18 protein-coding genes are annotated in these 16,024 nt (G+C 61.2%); 11 read left to right on the top strand and 7 right to left on the bottom strand.

Going from position 1 to position 16,024, the window contains the following annotated elements; translation table 11 throughout:
• Window positions 1–59 precede the first annotated feature (59 nt).
• The 3 genes from hisG to hisS all read right to left on the bottom strand — a co-directional run bounded on the left by hisG (window position 60) and on the right by hisS (window position 3,658).
• On the bottom strand, window positions 60–758 hold the full coding sequence (hisG, locus tag KX729_RS05405) for an ATP phosphoribosyltransferase (protein ID WP_219741418.1): 699 nt from the start codon (window positions 756–758) through the stop codon (window positions 60–62).
• Window positions 755–1,876 carry an ATP phosphoribosyltransferase regulatory subunit gene (locus KX729_RS05400; RefSeq protein WP_219741417.1) on the bottom strand — a complete coding sequence of 374 codons (1,122 nt, stop codon included), beginning with the start codon at window positions 1,874–1,876 and terminating at the stop codon, window positions 755–757. The genes hisG and KX729_RS05400 overlap by 4 nt, the downstream gene beginning before the upstream one ends.
• Window positions 1,877–2,098: 222 nt before the next feature.
• Window positions 2,099–3,658 carry a histidine--tRNA ligase gene (hisS, locus tag KX729_RS05395; RefSeq protein ID WP_219741416.1) on the bottom strand — a complete coding sequence of 520 codons (1,560 nt, stop codon included), beginning with the start codon at window positions 3,656–3,658 and terminating at the stop codon, window positions 2,099–2,101.
• A gap of 144 nt (window positions 3,659–3,802) precedes the next feature.
• On the opposite strand from hisS, the gene relB reads away from it, so the two are divergent.
• From relB to KX729_RS05365, 6 genes are all read left to right on the top strand, one after another.
• Window positions 3,803–4,033 carry a type II toxin-antitoxin system RelB family antitoxin gene (gene relB, locus KX729_RS05390; RefSeq protein WP_219741415.1) on the top strand — a complete coding sequence of 77 codons (231 nt, stop codon included), beginning with the start codon at window positions 3,803–3,805 and terminating at the stop codon, window positions 4,031–4,033.
• Entirely contained in the window at window positions 4,017–4,286 is a 270-nt protein-coding gene (locus tag KX729_RS05385) for a type II toxin-antitoxin system RelE family toxin (RefSeq protein ID WP_219741414.1), read from the top strand. Before relB ends, KX729_RS05385 begins: the two co-directional genes overlap by 17 nt.
• Before the next feature lie 3 nt (window positions 4,287–4,289).
• Entirely contained in the window at window positions 4,290–5,042 is a 753-nt protein-coding gene (locus tag KX729_RS05380) for a hypothetical protein (RefSeq protein ID WP_219741413.1), read from the top strand.
• A 60-nt stretch (window positions 5,043–5,102) separates the two neighbouring features.
• Window positions 5,103–5,468: a hypothetical protein gene (locus KX729_RS05375; protein WP_219741412.1), complete on the top strand. Its 366-nt coding sequence runs from the start codon at window positions 5,103–5,105 to the stop codon at window positions 5,466–5,468.
• A gap of 53 nt (window positions 5,469–5,521) precedes the next feature.
• Complete coding sequence (gene copM / locus KX729_RS05370) at window positions 5,522–5,911, top strand: CopM family metallochaperone (protein WP_219741411.1); 390 nt, start codon at window positions 5,522–5,524, stop codon at window positions 5,909–5,911.
• An 88-nt stretch (window positions 5,912–5,999) separates the two neighbouring features.
• Window positions 6,000–6,704 carry an HAD family hydrolase gene (locus KX729_RS05365; protein ID WP_219741410.1) on the top strand — a complete coding sequence of 235 codons (705 nt, stop codon included), beginning with the start codon at window positions 6,000–6,002 and terminating at the stop codon, window positions 6,702–6,704.
• Here the strand turns inward: KX729_RS05365 and KX729_RS05360 are convergent.
• Complete coding sequence (locus KX729_RS05360) at window positions 6,691–7,320, bottom strand: DNA-3-methyladenine glycosylase I (protein WP_219741409.1); 630 nt, start codon at window positions 7,318–7,320, stop codon at window positions 6,691–6,693. The two genes, KX729_RS05365 and KX729_RS05360, sit on opposite strands and share 14 nt — an antisense overlap.
• Before the next feature lie 242 nt (window positions 7,321–7,562).
• Between KX729_RS05360 and KX729_RS05355 the strand changes: the two genes are divergently transcribed.
• The 3 genes from KX729_RS05355 to KX729_RS05345 all read left to right on the top strand — a co-directional run bounded on the left by KX729_RS05355 (window position 7,563) and on the right by KX729_RS05345 (window position 10,083).
• The gene (locus KX729_RS05355) at window positions 7,563–8,351 is read left to right on the top strand and encodes a L,D-transpeptidase (RefSeq protein WP_219741408.1); all 789 of its coding nucleotides are present in this window, start codon (window positions 7,563–7,565) and stop codon (window positions 8,349–8,351) included.
• Window positions 8,352–8,505: 154 nt separating this feature from the next.
• A complete protein-coding gene (locus KX729_RS05350) occupies window positions 8,506–9,198 on the top strand; it encodes a L,D-transpeptidase (RefSeq protein ID WP_219741407.1) in 693 nt (230 codons plus the stop codon).
• Between the two features lie 204 nt (window positions 9,199–9,402).
• The gene (locus KX729_RS05345; RefSeq protein ID WP_312990565.1) at window positions 9,403–10,083 is read left to right on the top strand and encodes an outer membrane protein; all 681 of its coding nucleotides are present in this window, start codon (window positions 9,403–9,405) and stop codon (window positions 10,081–10,083) included.
• A 76-nt stretch (window positions 10,084–10,159) separates the two neighbouring features.
• Here the strand turns inward: KX729_RS05345 and glcF are convergent, their stop codons facing one another.
• From glcF to KX729_RS05330, 3 genes are all read right to left on the bottom strand, one after another.
• Complete coding sequence (glcF, locus tag KX729_RS05340; protein WP_219741405.1) at window positions 10,160–11,476, bottom strand: glycolate oxidase subunit GlcF; 1,317 nt, start codon at window positions 11,474–11,476, stop codon at window positions 10,160–10,162.
• Complete coding sequence (locus KX729_RS05335; RefSeq protein WP_219741404.1) at window positions 11,476–12,681, bottom strand: FAD-binding protein; 1,206 nt, start codon at window positions 12,679–12,681, stop codon at window positions 11,476–11,478. The genes glcF and KX729_RS05335 overlap by 1 nt, the downstream gene beginning before the upstream one ends.
• 238 nt (window positions 12,682–12,919) lie before the next feature.
• On the bottom strand, window positions 12,920–14,353 hold the full coding sequence (locus KX729_RS05330) for an FAD-linked oxidase C-terminal domain-containing protein (RefSeq protein WP_219741403.1): 1,434 nt from the start codon (window positions 14,351–14,353) through the stop codon (window positions 12,920–12,922).
• 99 nt (window positions 14,354–14,452) lie between these two features.
• On the opposite strand from KX729_RS05330, the gene KX729_RS05325 reads away from it, so the two are divergent.
• Together KX729_RS05325 and KX729_RS05320 are read left to right on the top strand one after the other, a co-directional pair.
• Window positions 14,453–15,223 (top strand): FadR/GntR family transcriptional regulator, encoded by a 771-nt coding sequence (locus KX729_RS05325; RefSeq protein WP_312990549.1) that lies wholly within the window; start codon window positions 14,453–14,455, stop codon window positions 15,221–15,223.
• Window positions 15,224–15,438: 215 nt separating this feature from the next.
• Window positions 15,439–15,936 (top strand): NUDIX hydrolase, encoded by a 498-nt coding sequence (locus KX729_RS05320; RefSeq protein ID WP_376775922.1) that lies wholly within the window; start codon window positions 15,439–15,441, stop codon window positions 15,934–15,936.
• Window positions 15,937–16,024 lie beyond the last annotated feature (88 nt).

Here is a 16,024-nt window from a genome sequence, read left to right as displayed (position 1 = left end):
CCACTCTTTGAATTACACATCGCGCCGTCCGAAAATCGACGCCGATTCCGCCGCCGCGACTAAAGCGCGGCGCGGACAGCCTCGACGATCTGCCGGATGCGCGGGTCTTCCTCATGGCCCGGCTTGCGGGCGCGCACGAGGCAGGCCTCAGATTTCAGCATGACGCCGTCCGACAGGACCTTCAGGTGGTTGGCTCTGAGCGTCGAACCGGTCGAAGTGATATCGACGATGATATCCGCCTGGCCGGCTGCCGGTGCACCTTCCGTGGCGCCGAGGCTCTCGACGATGCGATAAAGCTGGATACCGTGGCTGCCGGAGAAAAACTGCTGGGTGAGCCGCCAGTATTTCGTGGCGATCTGCAGACGGCGGCCATGACGGGCGCGGAAATCCGCCGCCACATCGCCGAGATCGGCCATGGTCTCCACGTCGAGCCAGATTTCCGGCACCGCGACCACGACATCCGCATGGCCGAAGCCGAGGCGGGCACAGAATTCCACCTTCTGGTCGACGCCCGGCATGCCCTCGCGCACCAGATCCTCGCCGGTGACGCCGAAATCCACCGCACCACTCGCCAGTTCGCGGGCGATTTCGGAGGCGGAGAGATAGGCGATCTCGACACCCTCGATGCCATCGACACGGCCGCGATAGGACCGGTCGTTGCCGACGGCGGAAATGGCAAGGCCGGCACGTTCGAAGATGACGGCCGTATCTTCCTTGATGCGTCCCTTGGACGGCAGGGCAATGGTGATAACGCTCATCGTCTTGCCCTCGCAGCTTCCAGGCGGTCGAGCCACAACGAGAAACCGACAGCCGGGATCAGTTCCTTGGCGCCGAGCAGCGTCATCAACCGGTCGAAACGCCCGCCACCGGCCAGAACGGCGGTCGAACCGGCTTCGGTCACTTCGAAAACGAGGCCGGTATAATAATCCAGCGGACGGCCGAAGGCGGCGCGATAGGTCATGGCGGACAAATCGGCGCCGGCATTGGCAAGCGCTGCGAGCCGCGCGTCGAACATCGCGATTGCCGGGCCGAGTTTCAGGTCGGCGGCATCGGCAAAACCAGCCAATGCGGCCGGTGCATCGGCGAGCGGCAATTGCAGCGTCAGGAATTCCCTGAGCAGCAGAAGGGCCGTGCCATCCAGCCGGGTTTCGGCCAGTTCCAGCTTTTCCTTCAGACGCCGCGCAATCTCGGTCGGGGAGCGGCTGGCATTGGTGGAATAGCCGGTTTCCTGCATGGTCGCGTCGATGCGTGCAACCAACTCCGCCTCGTTGCCGGAGGCGATCAGGGCGGCGATTTCCGGATCGAGACCCGCGACGGCTTGAGGCTTTGCGAGCCGGTCCAGCAGCGCTTCCAGATGCGCCATATCGCCAAATGCGTGGATCAGCCGGCGCTGCCAGCCGAAGGGCAGGCCGAGCGCCTTGACCACCGCCTCGAACACCGCCTGATCGCCGAGCGTCAAAGTTAGCTTGCGGCCGGGCAGAACCGTCTTGAGGACACCAAACGCATCGCCGATGGCGCGGGCATCGGCGCTGGCGGTGTCCTTGTCGCCAAGGTCTTCGATACCGGCCTGGTAGAATTCATGCGCGCCTTCGCGGCGCTGACGGAAGACTTCGCCGAGATAGGAATAGCGTCGCGGCGTGCCGGTGGCGGTTTCGATATGGCGCAGGCAGACGGGGATGGTGAATTCCGGGCGCAGGCACAGGTTTGCGCCGGTTTCGCTCTCCGTCAAGAAGATACGGCGGCGAAGGTCTTCGCCGGCCATGTCGAGAAAGGGTTCGGCCGGCTGGATGACGGGGGTGTTGACCCGTTCGGCACGACGGGCGGCAAACTCGGCGAGGAGGTCGGCGGAGAATTCGGGCATGTCGATCAGGGGCATGGAATTGCCCCCGTCGAGTTTGCCATACCCCCCTCTGCCCTGCCGGGCATCTCCCCCTCAAGGGGGGAGATCACACGAGGCACGGCCTTCTCCTTCAACAACCCAGCGCAGAAAGCAAAGGCCGAATATAGAGCAGTGAGCGCCCACCCAGCCAATCTCCCCCCTTGAGGGGGAGATGCCCGGCAGGGTAGAGGGGGGTACCGCAAGGCAAAACGGGAAAGATCAGACATCCTTCGCCCGCCGCCGATCTTCCGCCTGAGCCGCCAGGATTTCCTTCACCTTGGCCACAAGCTCAGCCTCGGTCACAGTCTCCTGCGCCACGCGGGCTTCGCGCCATTCGGTGTTATCGGTGATCTCGCCCGAAAGTCGCTTGCCCTCGATCAAGTCCTTCAGCTGCAACACACCCTGGGCGCGCTCATCACCACCCTGGATGATGGCGATCGGGCAGCCGCGGCGGTCGGCGTATTTCAGCTGGTTGCCGAATTTCTTCCAGTTGCCCTGATACATCTCGGCGCGAATGCCCTCCGCCCGCAGCGCCTGGGTGAAGCGCTGGTAACGGCCCATGCTCTCGACATCGCCATCCATGACGGTGACGAGAACCGGAGCGATGACGTCATCCTGACCAAGCTTGCCGAGGTTCTTCAGCGCCGTCATCAGGCGTGAGACACCAATCGAGAAGCCGGTCGCCGGAACCGGCTGGCCCATGAAGCGCGACACGAGGCCATCGTAACGTCCGCCGCCACCGACAGAGCCGAAGACGACCTTTTCGCCCTTTTCATTGGTGACGTCGAAGAGGAGTTCAGCTTCGAAGACCGGGCCGGTGTAGTATTCGAGGCCTCGGACGACGGAGGGGTCGATCTTGACGCGGTCGGGGCCGTAGCCACTCCCCTCAAACAGACGCCTCATAGTCGCCAGCTCTTGAAGACCATCATAGAGAACATTGACGTCTATGACATTCGGAAAGCCTTTGGGGAAACTACCCGAAAGGTGCGAAACCTGTGCCCCGTTCACATCGACTTCAATTTCCAACTTGAAATCGAACATCGCAAATAAGGCGACGATCTGCTCTTCGCCGAGGCCGGCACCCTTGGTGAAATCGCCGGACTCATCCTTGCGGCCAGCGCCGAGCAACAGCTTCACGCCTTCAGGCCCGAACTTGTCCAGCTTGTCGATGGCGCGCAGCACGTTCAGGCGCTGGCCGGCCTTGTCGTCGCCGCCGAGGCCGATCGCTTCCATGACACCGTCCAAAACCTTGCGGTTGTTGACGCGGATCACGTAATCGCCGCGCTTGATGCCAAGCGCTTCCATCGTATCGGCCATCATCATGCACATTTCGGCATCCGCCTGGACGCCCGGTGCACCAACCGTATCGGCGTCGAACTGCATGAACTGGCGGAAACGGCCCGGACCCGGCTTCTCGTTGCGGAAGACGTAACCGGCGCGATAGGTGCGGAACGGCAGCTGGATCTCGTTGAAGTTTTCGGCGACATGGCGGGCAAGCGGCGCCGTCAGATCATAACGCAGGCTCATCCACTGTTCGTCGTCGTCCTGCAGCGAGAACACGCCTTCGTTCGGGCGGTCGCTGTCGGGCAGGAACTTTCCGAGCGCATCGGTATATTCGAACAGCGGCGTTTCGACCGGGTCGAAACCGTAACGCTCGTAGACTTCGCGGATCTTCGCAGTCATCTCGTTGGTCGCATGGATATCGGCAGCGGAACGATCGACGAAGCCGCGCGGCAGGCGGGCCTTGAGTTTCTGGGGCTTTTTGCTCTTGTCGTTCATGATCGAAATTCCATTGCCGACGGCCCGGGAAAGGCCGGATTTGTGAGCGGTTTCTTAGAGGATAGCGGCCGAAGCGGCAAGGGCGGCGGCTGGTGAAGAATGAGGCGAACTGCTATATAGTCTTCGAGAAAAAGGGCTCCTGCCATGAACAAGCGCGTCACGATCGAAATGCCGGACGAAATGCACAAGCTGATCGCCGAGTATGCGGCACAGGCTGGCGCGGAGCCGGATGCTTACATGATGGAGGTTCTCGAGCAACATCTCGAGGATCTTCACGATATTGCGCTTGCGGAAGCGGCGATGGAGCGCATCCGCAATGGCGAGCGAACCTATACCTGGAATGAGATGGAGCGCGAACTTGGCCTGGAAGATTGAGTTTCAGGCCGCTGCAATCAAACAACTCAAGAAAATAGGCAATAACGAGTCGGCTCGCATTCGAGATTTCCTGCATTCGCGGGTAAAGCTGCTTGAAAACCCTCGTCAGCTTGGCACTGCTCTTCAAGGCTCCCGCTTCGAGCATCTTTGGCGCTACAAGGTCGGCGACTACCGCATCATCTGCGACATACAGGATCAGCGTCTCGTCGTGCTCGTCGTCGAGATCGGTCACCGGCGTGAGGTCTATCGGTAACCCATGCTCGCCGAAGCCATTCAGTATGGCGCGACCCGATTGGTCACGCCCCGGGAATTTCAGCCCTATATCCGCTCCTCTGTCGGCCTCTGGTCGCGCGCCGGGCGATGCCGGAAGGCGTGGGCGCCGCATGAGGAAAACTGCAAGGCCTTCGTTCGCGAGGCTATCGCCGGGATGAGAGAGCGTCGGACGGCAGTGGTGCTTGGTTCGGGACTGCTGCGAGATGTGCCGATCGAGGCGCTGGCGGAAAATTTCGATACGGTCGTGCTGGTCGATCTGGTGCACCTTGCCGGGGTTCGGATCCGGTTGAAGGCGAAGCGGTTCAGGAATGTTCGGCTGATTTCGCGCGATCTTTCGGGGCTCGAGGATGCGAGGAAGGGCAAGCCGCCGGAGCCGCTCGCCTTCCTGCGGCAGGTGCCGTATCTCGATCTCGTCGTTTCGGCCAATATCCTGTCGCAGATCGGTGTCGGCGCGAAACGGCGGCTGGACGAGGAGCACAATCCGCGCCGGACCGAAATTCTCGACGCACTGGTGCGCAGTCATCTCGATGGGCTTACCTCCCTGCCCTGCAAGGTGGCGCTGCTGACGGACACCACTTACAAAGTCACCGATCGTAGCGGCAAGGTGCTGGAGGAGGCCGATCTTCTCTGCGGCGTGCCGGCACCGGAAGCAAAACGGCGCTGGATCTGGCCGGTGGCGCCCTATGGCGAACTCGGGCGAGACATCCAGGCGGTTCACGAGGTCATCGCGCTGTAAAACCGGCCTTGTGAACCCGGGCGGGTTGATTTCGGCGTTGGCGATCGTAGATTCAATCTCATGTCGCGTCTGGCCGCCCTTTTGATGTTCGTCGCCTGGCTCCTTTACGGGGCCATGCCCGCCATCGGCATGCCCTATATGGCGGCGGAGCAAGTTCCTGCGATTCAGGATCATTCCGGCGGGCACGACCATGGCAAGATGGCGGAAGCGACGCAGGCCGAACATTCTCATGGCAGCACACAACAGCCCTGTCCGCATGGCGGCAAGACCTGCGTCACGCCCTTTTGCGCCGCCTGCCTGACGCTTATACCGGAGATCGACGCTGGGGATAAAAGCCCGTTCGTGCATGCTTATCCCGCGCCCGGCATCGAGCTAGTACTCGTTTATCCCGCACCTGCGCCACTGACGCCCCCTCCCCGAGCCTGATGGAACTTCATTTCATCAACCCATAAACTTCCATCGCATAGGACAGGAAAACCATGTCTGCGAAAATTATACTCATGACCGCCGCCCTTTCGCTCGTCATCGCCGGCACTACTGCCGCGCAGGAGATGAAGGGGCATGACCACTCCACCATGCAGATGCCGGCAACGGGGGCGGAAGGCCCGGCAACCAAGGCATTCATGGCCGCCAACGACAAGATGCATAAGGACATGGCGGTGCGATATTCCGGCAATGCGGATGTCGATTTCGTGCGCGGCATGATCCCACATCATCAGGGCGCGATCGACATGGCCAAGGTCGAGCTGCAATATGGCAAGGACCCGGAAATCCGTAAACTCGCCGAGGCGGTGATCAAGGCGCAGGAAGCCGAAATTGCCGAGATGCAGGCCTGGCTGAAGGCGCATGCCAAGGAACAGCCGAAGTAACGACTTTTGAAAGAAACGTGCCGGGCGGGCCTCACCGCTTGCCCGGCGCACCGTTCTTCGCCATATCATTCCGGTGGAGGCAGAACCCATGCGCCCGATTACCGCGATCGGCTTCGATGCCGACGATACGCTCTGGCAGAACGAGCAATATTACCGGCTGACGGAAGAGCATTTCCAGCATCTTCTCGGCGACTTCGCTGAGGGCGCGCATATTTCCGAGCGCCTGCTGGAGGCTGAAAAACGCAACCTTTCCTATTACGGTTTCGGCATCAAGGGCTTCACCCTGTCGATGATCGAAACGGCAATCGAGATAACCGACGGCAAAGTGCCGACGGAAACGATCGAGCGCATCCTGAGCATCGGCCGCGACCTGCTGCGTCATCCGGTCGAGACGCTGCCGCATGTGGAAGAGACGCTGGAAGCCTTGAACGGCCATTATCTCCTGGTGCTGATCACCAAGGGCGACCTGTTCGACCAGGAGCGGAAACTAGCGCAATCCGGCCTCGGCGATTATTTCGATGCCGTCGAGATCGTCAGCGACAAGAGCGCTACCACCTATCGCCGTATCTTTTCCAAGGTAGCAGACGGGCCGGAGCGAGCGATGATGGTCGGCAATTCGCTGAAATCCGACATCGTGCCGGCTATTGCCGCCGGCAGCTGGGGCGTGTTCGTGCCGCATGCCTTGACCTGGGTGCTGGAACATGTCGACGCGCCGACCGATGCGCCGCGCTTTCGCCAGATCGAGAACCTCGGCGGCCTGCATCAGATCCTTTCGGACATTACGGGCGCCTGAATTTCAGCCGCATTTCATCGACCTGCGGCTGGCAGAAACAGCCGTCGAGATGGTCGTTGACCATGCCCATGGCCTGCATGAAGGCATAGACGGTCGTCGGACCGACAAAGGTCCAGCCGCGCTTCTTGAGGTTCTTCGAGAGCTTTACCGAAACGTCGGTCGTCGGGTTTGCGCGCAAGGTCGCGAGGTCCATCACCGCAGGCCGCTCATGGGCACCGGGTTCGAAACCCCAGAAGAATTTGGCAAGCGAGCCGAATTCGTCGCGAAGTTCGATGGCGCGGGCGGCGTTGTTGATCGTCGAGACGATCTTGCCGCGATGGCGGATGATGCCGGTATCGGCCAGCAACCGGGCGATGTCGTTTTCGCCGAACTGTGCCACCTTCTCGAAATCGAAACCCGCAAAGCCGGCGCGAAAATTCTCGCGCTTGCGCAGGATCGTCAGCCAGGACAGGCCGGACTGAAAGCCTTCGAGGCAGATCTTTTCGAACAGGCGGACATCGCTCGTCACCGGCCGGCCCCATTCCTCGTCATGGTAACGGCGGTAATCCTCCAGGCCGCCATGCCAGGCGCAGCGCGCAATGCCATCCTCGCCGATGGTGATTCCCGGCTTTTCCATCCCTTTGCCCCTTCGAATTCAGTTCGTTAACGGCTTTTCAGCCTGCTTTAACACTGGTCAACCATGTTTCAAAACCGGGCAGTAACCCTGCCAAAAGGTTTATGGCATTTGCGGTATCGCCGAAGCCTCCAGCAGGCCACCCGTTTACCATTCGCTTTCACCTGGCGCTCACCATGTTCGTCAACCAGGGCCGCCCGGACAGGACGTTCCCAATCGGTGATTTGTAACGAGTGGATCCGATCATGAAGAAGATATTTTTCGCGGCCCTTGGCCTCGCGACCGTCATTTCCAGCGCCGCCTCCGCCAACGACCGTTATCGCGAGCGTCCGCCGGTTGTCGTCAGCTCGGATCTCGCCGCCCCGTGGGTCATGCAGCTTGCCGGCCCGAATGGGCGCCCGGTCGTTTATCCGCGCCAGGCGGCCCAGCCGCGTGCGCTTTATCAGCAGCAGGGTTACCAGCAGCAGCCCGCCTACCAGCAGCGCCAGCCGCAAGCGATGCGCCGCACCGGCATTTTCGGCAATAGCGATGTCCAGCAGGTCGCCGTCCGCCCGGACCGTCCGGCCAAGAGCCAGATCGAGCCGCAATTCCTGCCGCAGACCGTCGCCTACGACACCAAGGAAAAGCCGGGCACGATCGTCATCGATACCGATAACCGTTTCCTCTACCTCGTCGGCGAAGGTGGTCAGGCGCGCCGTTACGGCGTCGGCGTCGGCAAGCCCGGCTTCGAATGGGCCGGCGAACACAAGGTCACCCGCAAGTCCGAATGGCCGACCTGGATCCCGCCGCAGGAGATGATCCAGCGCGAAGCCGTCAAGGGTCACTACCTGCCGGCGCGCATGGATGGCGGCCCGGAAAATCCGCTCGGCGCCCGCGCCATGTATCTCGGCTCGACGCTTTACCGCATTCACGGCACCAACGCGCCCTGGACGATCGGCAGCGCCGTTTCCTCCGGCTGTATCCGCATGCGCAACGAGGACGTGACCGACCTTTACGAACGCGTCAATATCGGCACCCGCGTCATCGTGATGTGACAGGGTGTCGAATATGCCTGAAAAGTGAGGCGGCGGGGCCACAGTCCCGTCGCCTTTTTGTCATGCCACCGTCCTTTTCGGCCGGCTTTCGTGTTGCTTTGCCGGGCGAACCGGCTAGCCTCCCTCATCCTGAAATGGAAGAGGGAGTTTGGGGATGAGGAGCAGCAGGATCTTCGCAGCCGCCATGGGCATGGCCGGCGCGTTTCTTTTGACCGCGGGTAACGCCAGCGCCATCGGCCCGGCCGCACCGCATGTGGACCTCCCGGCAAGCGCCGTGACGCCGGTCGCCATGCAGCGGGAAGTGCCGGAACAGTTCAAGCGGCGGGCCGTGCGGTTCACCACCGCTGAAAGGCCGGGCACGATTATCGTCGATACCAACAACAAATTTCTCTACTATATCGAAGGCGAAAACAGCGCGACCCGTTACGGCATCGGCGTCGGCCGTGAAGGTTTCGGCTGGTCGGGCGTGGTGAATGTCGGCCGCAAGGCGGAATGGCCGGAATGGCGCCCGCCAGCGGAAATGCGCGTTCGTGAGCGCCGTGCCGGCCGCATCCTGCCGGAAGTCCAGCCCGGTGGCATCGACAACCCGCTCGGTGCCCGCGCCATGTATCTCTACAAGGGCAACCGCGACACGATCTTCCGTATCCACGGCACCAACCAGCCCTGGACAATCGGTCTCAACATGTCGTCCGGCTGTATCCGCATGATGAACAAGGATGTCGAACATCTTTATTCGCGCGCCGACATCGGCACCAAGGTCATCGTCATCGGACCCGGCAACAAACAGGGCAAGGTGGATTACGAAGATCGCGGCATCGACATTTTCCGCACCATTTTCGGCGGCTGAAACGATCGGACAACACTATGAAAGGCGGCTTCGAGCCGCCTTTTTGCTGCGTTTAGATTTGGTTAACCATAACGGGCCTAGCTTCGTCGGTGACTGGTGCACAAAAAGCACAGACCGCCAGCGCATCCATCGCTAAAGTGCCTATCAAAAGCCAATCATATTCAAGCAGGCTGATTCATGCGCAAACTTCTTTCGCTTTCCCTGATTTCTCTCGCCCTCGCCTCCGGCGCTGCCTATGCGGCCGACATGGCGCCGGCCTCCGCCCCGATTGCTGCTCCTGAAGCAGCGCCGAACATCGGCGGCTGGGAACTTTCCGTTTACGGCGGTTACCAGACCGCTCCGCACAGCAAGGTCGAGGTTTCCGACGCCCCGGACTTCACGGCCGGCTGGGAAGGCAAGTCCTTCGCCTCGCCGCCCTATTACGGCATCCGTGGCACTTACTGGTTCGAGGGCGGCGCGCTCTCCAACTGGGGTGTCTCGCTCGACTACACCCATGCGAAGGTCTATGCGAACGACTCGACGCTGGCCAAGGCCGGCTGGGATGTCTTCGAATTCACCGACGGCCTTAACCTGCTGACGCTGAACGCGCTCTACAAGTTCCCGCTCGAAGGCAAGTGGAAGCCTTATGTCGGCGCCGGCGTCGGTATCAACGTTCCGCATGTCGAAGTCACCCGCGGTGCCAATCGCACGTTCGATTACCAGCTCGGTGGCGCAACGATTCAGGCTCAGGCCGGTATCCGCTACGAATTCACGGAAAACTGGTCTGCATTTGCCGAATACAAGGGCAACTATTCCTGGATCAACGTCGACATCGATAGCGGCGCTTCGCTGAAAACCAACATCCTGACCAACGCGGTCAATGTCGGTATCAACTACAAGTTCTGAGGCTGACGCCTCGATCAAATAAAAAAGCCGGCGATTTCGCCGGCTTTTTTATTGCACCCCATCGGATTGCCGGCGCCTACTTTTCCGCCAGCCTTGCCGGCTTCGGACCGCCATAGGCCCAGTCCAGCAATTCCACGGTATGCAGGATCGGGATCGCCGTGCCGGAAGCGATCTGGGTGATGCAGCCGATATTGCCGGTGGCGATGACATCTGCTTTGGTCGCCTCGATGTTTTTCACCTTACGGGCCTTGAGCTGTGCCGAAATCTCTGGCTGCAGGATATTATAGGTGCCGGCCGAGCCACAGCAGAGATGGCCTTCGGCCGGATCGCGCACGGTGAACCCTGCGGCCTTCAAAAGGTTCTTCGGTGCAAGCGTGATCTTCTGGCCATGCTGCATCGAGCAAGCCGAGTGATAGGCGACATTCAGCCTCTTCGGCTCCTGCCGGGGCAGATCCAGCGTCGAGAGATATTCGGTAATGTCCTTGGCGAGGCTTGAAACCTTCTTTGCCTTTTCCGCATAGGCCGGATCGAGCCGCAGCATGTGGCCGTAGTCCTTGATCGTCGTACCGCAGCCGGAGGCGGTGATGATGATCGCATCGAGCCCGCCACCTGCTCCCCCTTGGTCGATTTCCCGGATCCAGACATCGACATTGCGGCGGGCGAAATCGAGCGCCTGCTCCTCGCGGCCCATGTGATGCACCAGCGCGCCGCAGCAGCCCTCGCCCTGCGGCACGACCACCTCGATGCCGATGCGGGACAGAAGCCTGAGCGTCGCTTCGTTGATGCCAGGATCGAGAACCGGCTGGGCGCAGCCGGAAAGGATCGCCACCCGTCCGCGTTTTTCTGTTTCGGCCTTGCGCACACCCGGTGTCGCCGCATCCGAACCGCCGGCGATGGAGGTCGGCGCAAGGTCCAGCATGGCGCCGAGCGGCTTCAAGGCGGCAACACGCTTCATCATCGGCGCCAAGGGGCGTCCGAGCTTGGCGAACATCAGCGCCGTTCGAAAACGCGCTGGATAAGGCAGGACCGCGGCAAGCACGGCGCGGATCAACCGATCCATCAGCGGCCGCCTGTAGGTGTTTTCGATATGGATACGGGCGTGATCGACCAGATGCATATAGTCAACGCCGGACGGACAGGTCGTGACACAGGAAAGGCAGGAGAGGCAGCGGTCGATATGGGTGACCACTTCCTCATCCGCCGGGCGGCCGTTTTCCAGCATATCCTTGATGAGATAGATGCGCCCACGCGGGCTATCGAGCTCGTTACCAAGCGTCAGATAGGTCGGACAGGTGGCGGTGCAGAAACCGCAATGCACGCAGCGGCGCAGGATCTTTTCGGATTCCGCCACATGCGGATCGGCGAGCTGCTCGGCGGTGAAGGAGGTTTGCATCAGAGGATTCCTGCCATCTTGCCGGGGCTGAAAATGCCCGCCGGATCGAGTTTCTGCTTCACGCGAGCCGAAAGCGCCGCAACTGCGTCCGGCAGGGGCTCAAACGCCGCGGTCCCGGCGCGGGCCGTATCAGATGCGCGCACGAGCGTTGCATGTCCACCACCCAACGCCCGGATATAGCGGCGCAGCAATTCGGCTTCGGGATCGGCTTCCATGCGCATCCAGATCAGACCGCCCTGCCAGTCGTAAAAGACATCGACGCCAGCTTCGAGACGAAGGGCGGCGACGATCTGATGGCCGGCAGAGGGGGCGACGGAGACGCACCAGAGAGGGCGCTCTGTCCCATCGGCATAGGGTTGCACGTCACGAATTTCGCGCCAGAGCGCCTGGCTGTCTTCCATGCCAAGGCGAGAGACAGGGCCGAACGCTTCCATGACAGCCTTGAGCTTTTCAGCCCGGACGGAAACGGATGCGGCAAGCCCTTCGAGGCGCAAGACCGTCGCTTCGCCATCGGGAAGGCTGCCGCGCAGGAAGCGGCCGATGACGCTGGCCGGCAGATGTGCGGCACCGGAAACTTCGACGGGCATCGCCATTGCCGCGGCCATGGCCTTGGCAGCCAGGGCGTCATCCCATAATCCGGAAATCACGATCGTCTCGACCACCGGCGGCACCGGCAGGACGCGGAATGTTACTTCGGTCAGGAAGCCGAGCGTGCCTTGCGAGCCGGCCAGAAGCTTGACGAGATCGAGGCCGGTGACGTTCTTCATCACCCGGCCGCCGGCGCGGATGACCTCGCCCCGGCCGTTGACAAAACGGATGCCGAGCAGGCTGTCGCGCGCAGCACCGGAGACGAAGCGGCGCGGGCCGGAAACGTTCGCGGCAAAAACGCCGCCGATCGTGGGCTCCCCCGTGGTCCCCATGATGCCGCGATGATCCATCGGTTCGAAGGACATCATCTGCCGGTTGGCGGCAAGTGCCGCCTCGACTTCCGCGACCGGAGTGCCGGCTTTCACCGTCATCACCATTTCGGCCGGCTCGTAATCGACGATGCCGGTGAGGCCGCGGGAGCTGACGACATCGGTGGTTTCCACCGCGTTGCCGAAACCGGAACGGGTGTTGTTGCCGCAGAGCGCCAGCGTCTTGTTCTCGGCCGCGGCGGTGCGGATGACATAGGCGGCGTCGGCTTCGGAATTGGGGATCAGCATGCGGTGGGCCTCAGTATCCGGAGCTTACCCCCCTCTGTCCTGCCGGACATCTCCCCCTCAAAAGGGGAGATTGGCAAGACGCATGACCACTCGTTCCTCTTCAACGAGGCCAGTAGCTCAAAGCTCGATGCAAGATATTCGGAAGACCGCGCCACATCCGATCTCCCCCCTTGAGGGGGAGATGTCCGGCAGGACAGAGGGGGGTGGTTCCGGGGAACGCTGGCAACCATCGTCAAACTCACGGCCTCCCCTCCAACGGAAACACCTTGGAGGGATTGAGGATCCAACCCTCATCGAACGCCGCCCGCACCGCCATCTGCTGGGTGAGGTCCGCTTCCGAAAATTGATGCCGCATCAGGTCGCGTTTCTCGATACCGACGCCGTGTTCGCCGGTCAGGCAGCCGCCCGCATCGACGCAGAGTTTCAAAATCTCGTTGCCGGCCGCTTCCGCCTTGGCCGCGTCTTCCGGATCGTTGGCGTTGAACAGGATCAGCGGATGCATGTTGCCGTCACCCGCATGGAAGACGTTAGCAACCCGAAGGCCAAAACTGTCGGTGATTTCCGACGTCTTCTGCAGCACGTAGGAAAGCTTGCCGAGCGGCACCGTGCCGTCCATGCAGATATAATCGGCGATACGGCCGGTCGCGCCGAAAGCGGATTTACGGCCTTTCCAGATCAGCGCGGCTTCCGTCGCAGACTGGCATTCGCGCACCGTCTTCACCTGATGGAGGCGGGCGATCTCGACGATGCCGGCCAGCATCGCGTCCATTTCGGCTTCGGAACCTTCCACTTCCACGATCAGCAGCGCACCAACATCCAGCGGATAACCGGCACCGGCGAAAGCCTCGCAGATCTCGATCGCTGGCTTGTCCATGAATTCGATGGCGACAGGGATGATGCCCGAACCGATGATATCGGAGACGCAGGAACCGGCTTCCTCAGACGTCTCGAAACCGAACAGGACGGGGCGCGCACCTTCCGGCTTGGCGATCAGCCGGACGGTCGCTTCGGTGACGATGCCAAGCTGGCCTTCCGAACCGCAGACGAGGCCGAGCAGGTCGTAACCCGCCGCATCGAGATGCTTGCCGCCGAGCTCGATCACCGTGCCATCGACCAGCACCATCTTGACGCCGAGCAGATTGTTGGTCGTCACGCCGTATTTCAGACAGTGCGCGCCACCGGAATTCATGCCGATATTGCCACCGATCGTGCAGGCAAGCTGGGAACTCGGGTCGGGCGCATAAAAGAAGCCGTCGATGCCGACCGCTTCGGAGATGTTCAGGTTGGTGACGCCGGCCTGCACGGTGGCGGTGCGGTTGGCGTAATCCACTTCGAGGATTTTCGACATGCGCGACAGGCCGAGGACAAGCGCATCCTCCTGCGGAATGGCGCCGCCGGACAGCGAGGTCCCTGCCCCCCGCGGCACGACCGGAATACCGTAGCGGTTGCAGTATTTCATAATGGCGGCAACCTGCGCCGTCGTGCGGGGCAGCGCCACGGCCAGCGGCACGCGGCGATACGAGATGAAGGCATCCGTCTCGAACGGAACCAGCTCGCGCTCTTCGTGGATCAGGCAATCGGGCGGCAGGAGATCGGCCAGATCGCCGATGATCGTTTCGCGGCGTGCCATGACAGCGGCGCGCGGCGGCAGAAAGCGGATGGCCTCGGTCAAATGCATCTCCCTGTTCCGGCTCACTGGTATACTTTTTTTACCAGTGCTACAAGCATGTGGTATCAAGGTGTTGGCAGACAGATCCGCCAGGAGGCATACGTGACGCATGAACTTTTCCTGCCCGTCTCGCATGGCCGAACTGTGGACGAGATCATACACCAGATCGAGCGGCTGATCCTGACCGGCGTGCTGCGCGACGGCGAGCGCCTGCCGGGCGAACGGGAACTGGCGCAGCGCTTCGACATTTCCAGGCCGATCCTGCGGGAGGCGCTGAAGGAGCTTGAAACCCGCGGCCTGCTGGTCAGCCAGCATGGCGGCGGCACTTTTGTGGCCGATGTCGTCGGCCAGATCTTTTCCGCGCCGCTCGTCGACCTCATCCGTCGGCACCGGCAGGCGGTACGGGACTATCTGGAATATCGCCGCCAGTTGGAGGGGATGACAGCCGAGATGGCGGCCCGCCGCGCCACCGAGACCGACCGGGAAATGATTCGGCGGATCATCGGCCGCATGCGCGACGCCCATCAGGAAGGCCGTTTCGAAGAGGAGCTTGCCACCGATGTGGAATTCCACAACGCTATTGGCGATGCCGCCCACAACATCATCCTGATGCACACGCTGCGGGCCTGCTATCGCCTGCTGAGCGACGGTATCTTCTATAATCGCCGCCTCATCTTCACCGTTGGCGGCGCGCATCACCGGGTGATGGAACAACACGAGGCGATCGCCGATGCGATCCTGGCCGGTGATGCGGCAAAGGCAAGGCAGCAGGCCGAGGCGCATATCGACTTCATTTTCAGCGTCACCGACGAAGCGGAACGGGCCGGCGAATGGAACAGGATCGCTCAATTGAAGTTGGGCAAAGAGACCTGAATCTGTCGCAGAAAGAACAACCAGCCTATTTTTGAACAGCTGTGCAAAAAACAAGTTGACCTTATAAAAGCCTGCTTCAAAATAGATACATTATCAGCGTTGTCTTCACCATGATTCACGACAATGAGTGGTTGCAGTGGGCTCGTTAAGCTCCGGGCAAGCACTATATTAGTACATTAACACTCATACGAAGGAACCAGCAGAAATTGGGCTTCATGAGCAAGGTTACCAACAATCTTCGGTTGATGCTGCAGCGGCCGCCGCGACAGCAGTATGCCGCATTGTGCTACCGGCTCAAGAAGAAGCAGGGACTGCTGGAAGTGCTCGTCGCGACGAGCCGCGATACCGGCCGCTGGGTTATCCCCAAGGGCTGGCCTATGACCGACAAGAAGGCGCATCAGGTCGCCGAACGCGAAGCGTTCGAAGAGGTCGGCGTCAAGGGCAAGGTCGAAAAGGAAACGCTCGGTTTCTACAACTATCGCAAGACGCTCGATAATGGCCTCAAGATCCCGGTCATCGTGCAGGTTCACGCGCTTGAAGTGGACGAGTGCCTGAAGAGCTTTCCGGAAAAAGGTTCGCGCACGCTGGAATGGGTTTCCTGCGAGGAAGCGGCCTTGCGCGTCAACGAGCCGGAGCTGAAGATCCTTTTCCTGCAGTTCGCTGAAAAGATGCGCCCACGGATGGCGCCGCAGTTGATAAAGGCTGCCAGCTAACACTGTCATAAAACAGTCATATTGCGTTCGTGGTCCATTGCTATTAGGCGGTGACTGCGATTTTGCGCATTGGTGATCACGGCCTGAT

This window comes from Neorhizobium populisoli (assembly GCF_019430945.1).
GTDB lineage: Bacteria > Pseudomonadota > Alphaproteobacteria > Rhizobiales > Rhizobiaceae > Neorhizobium > Neorhizobium populisoli.
Note: the sequence above shows the minus strand (reverse complement) of the source record. Positions and strands in the feature narration are given on the sequence as shown.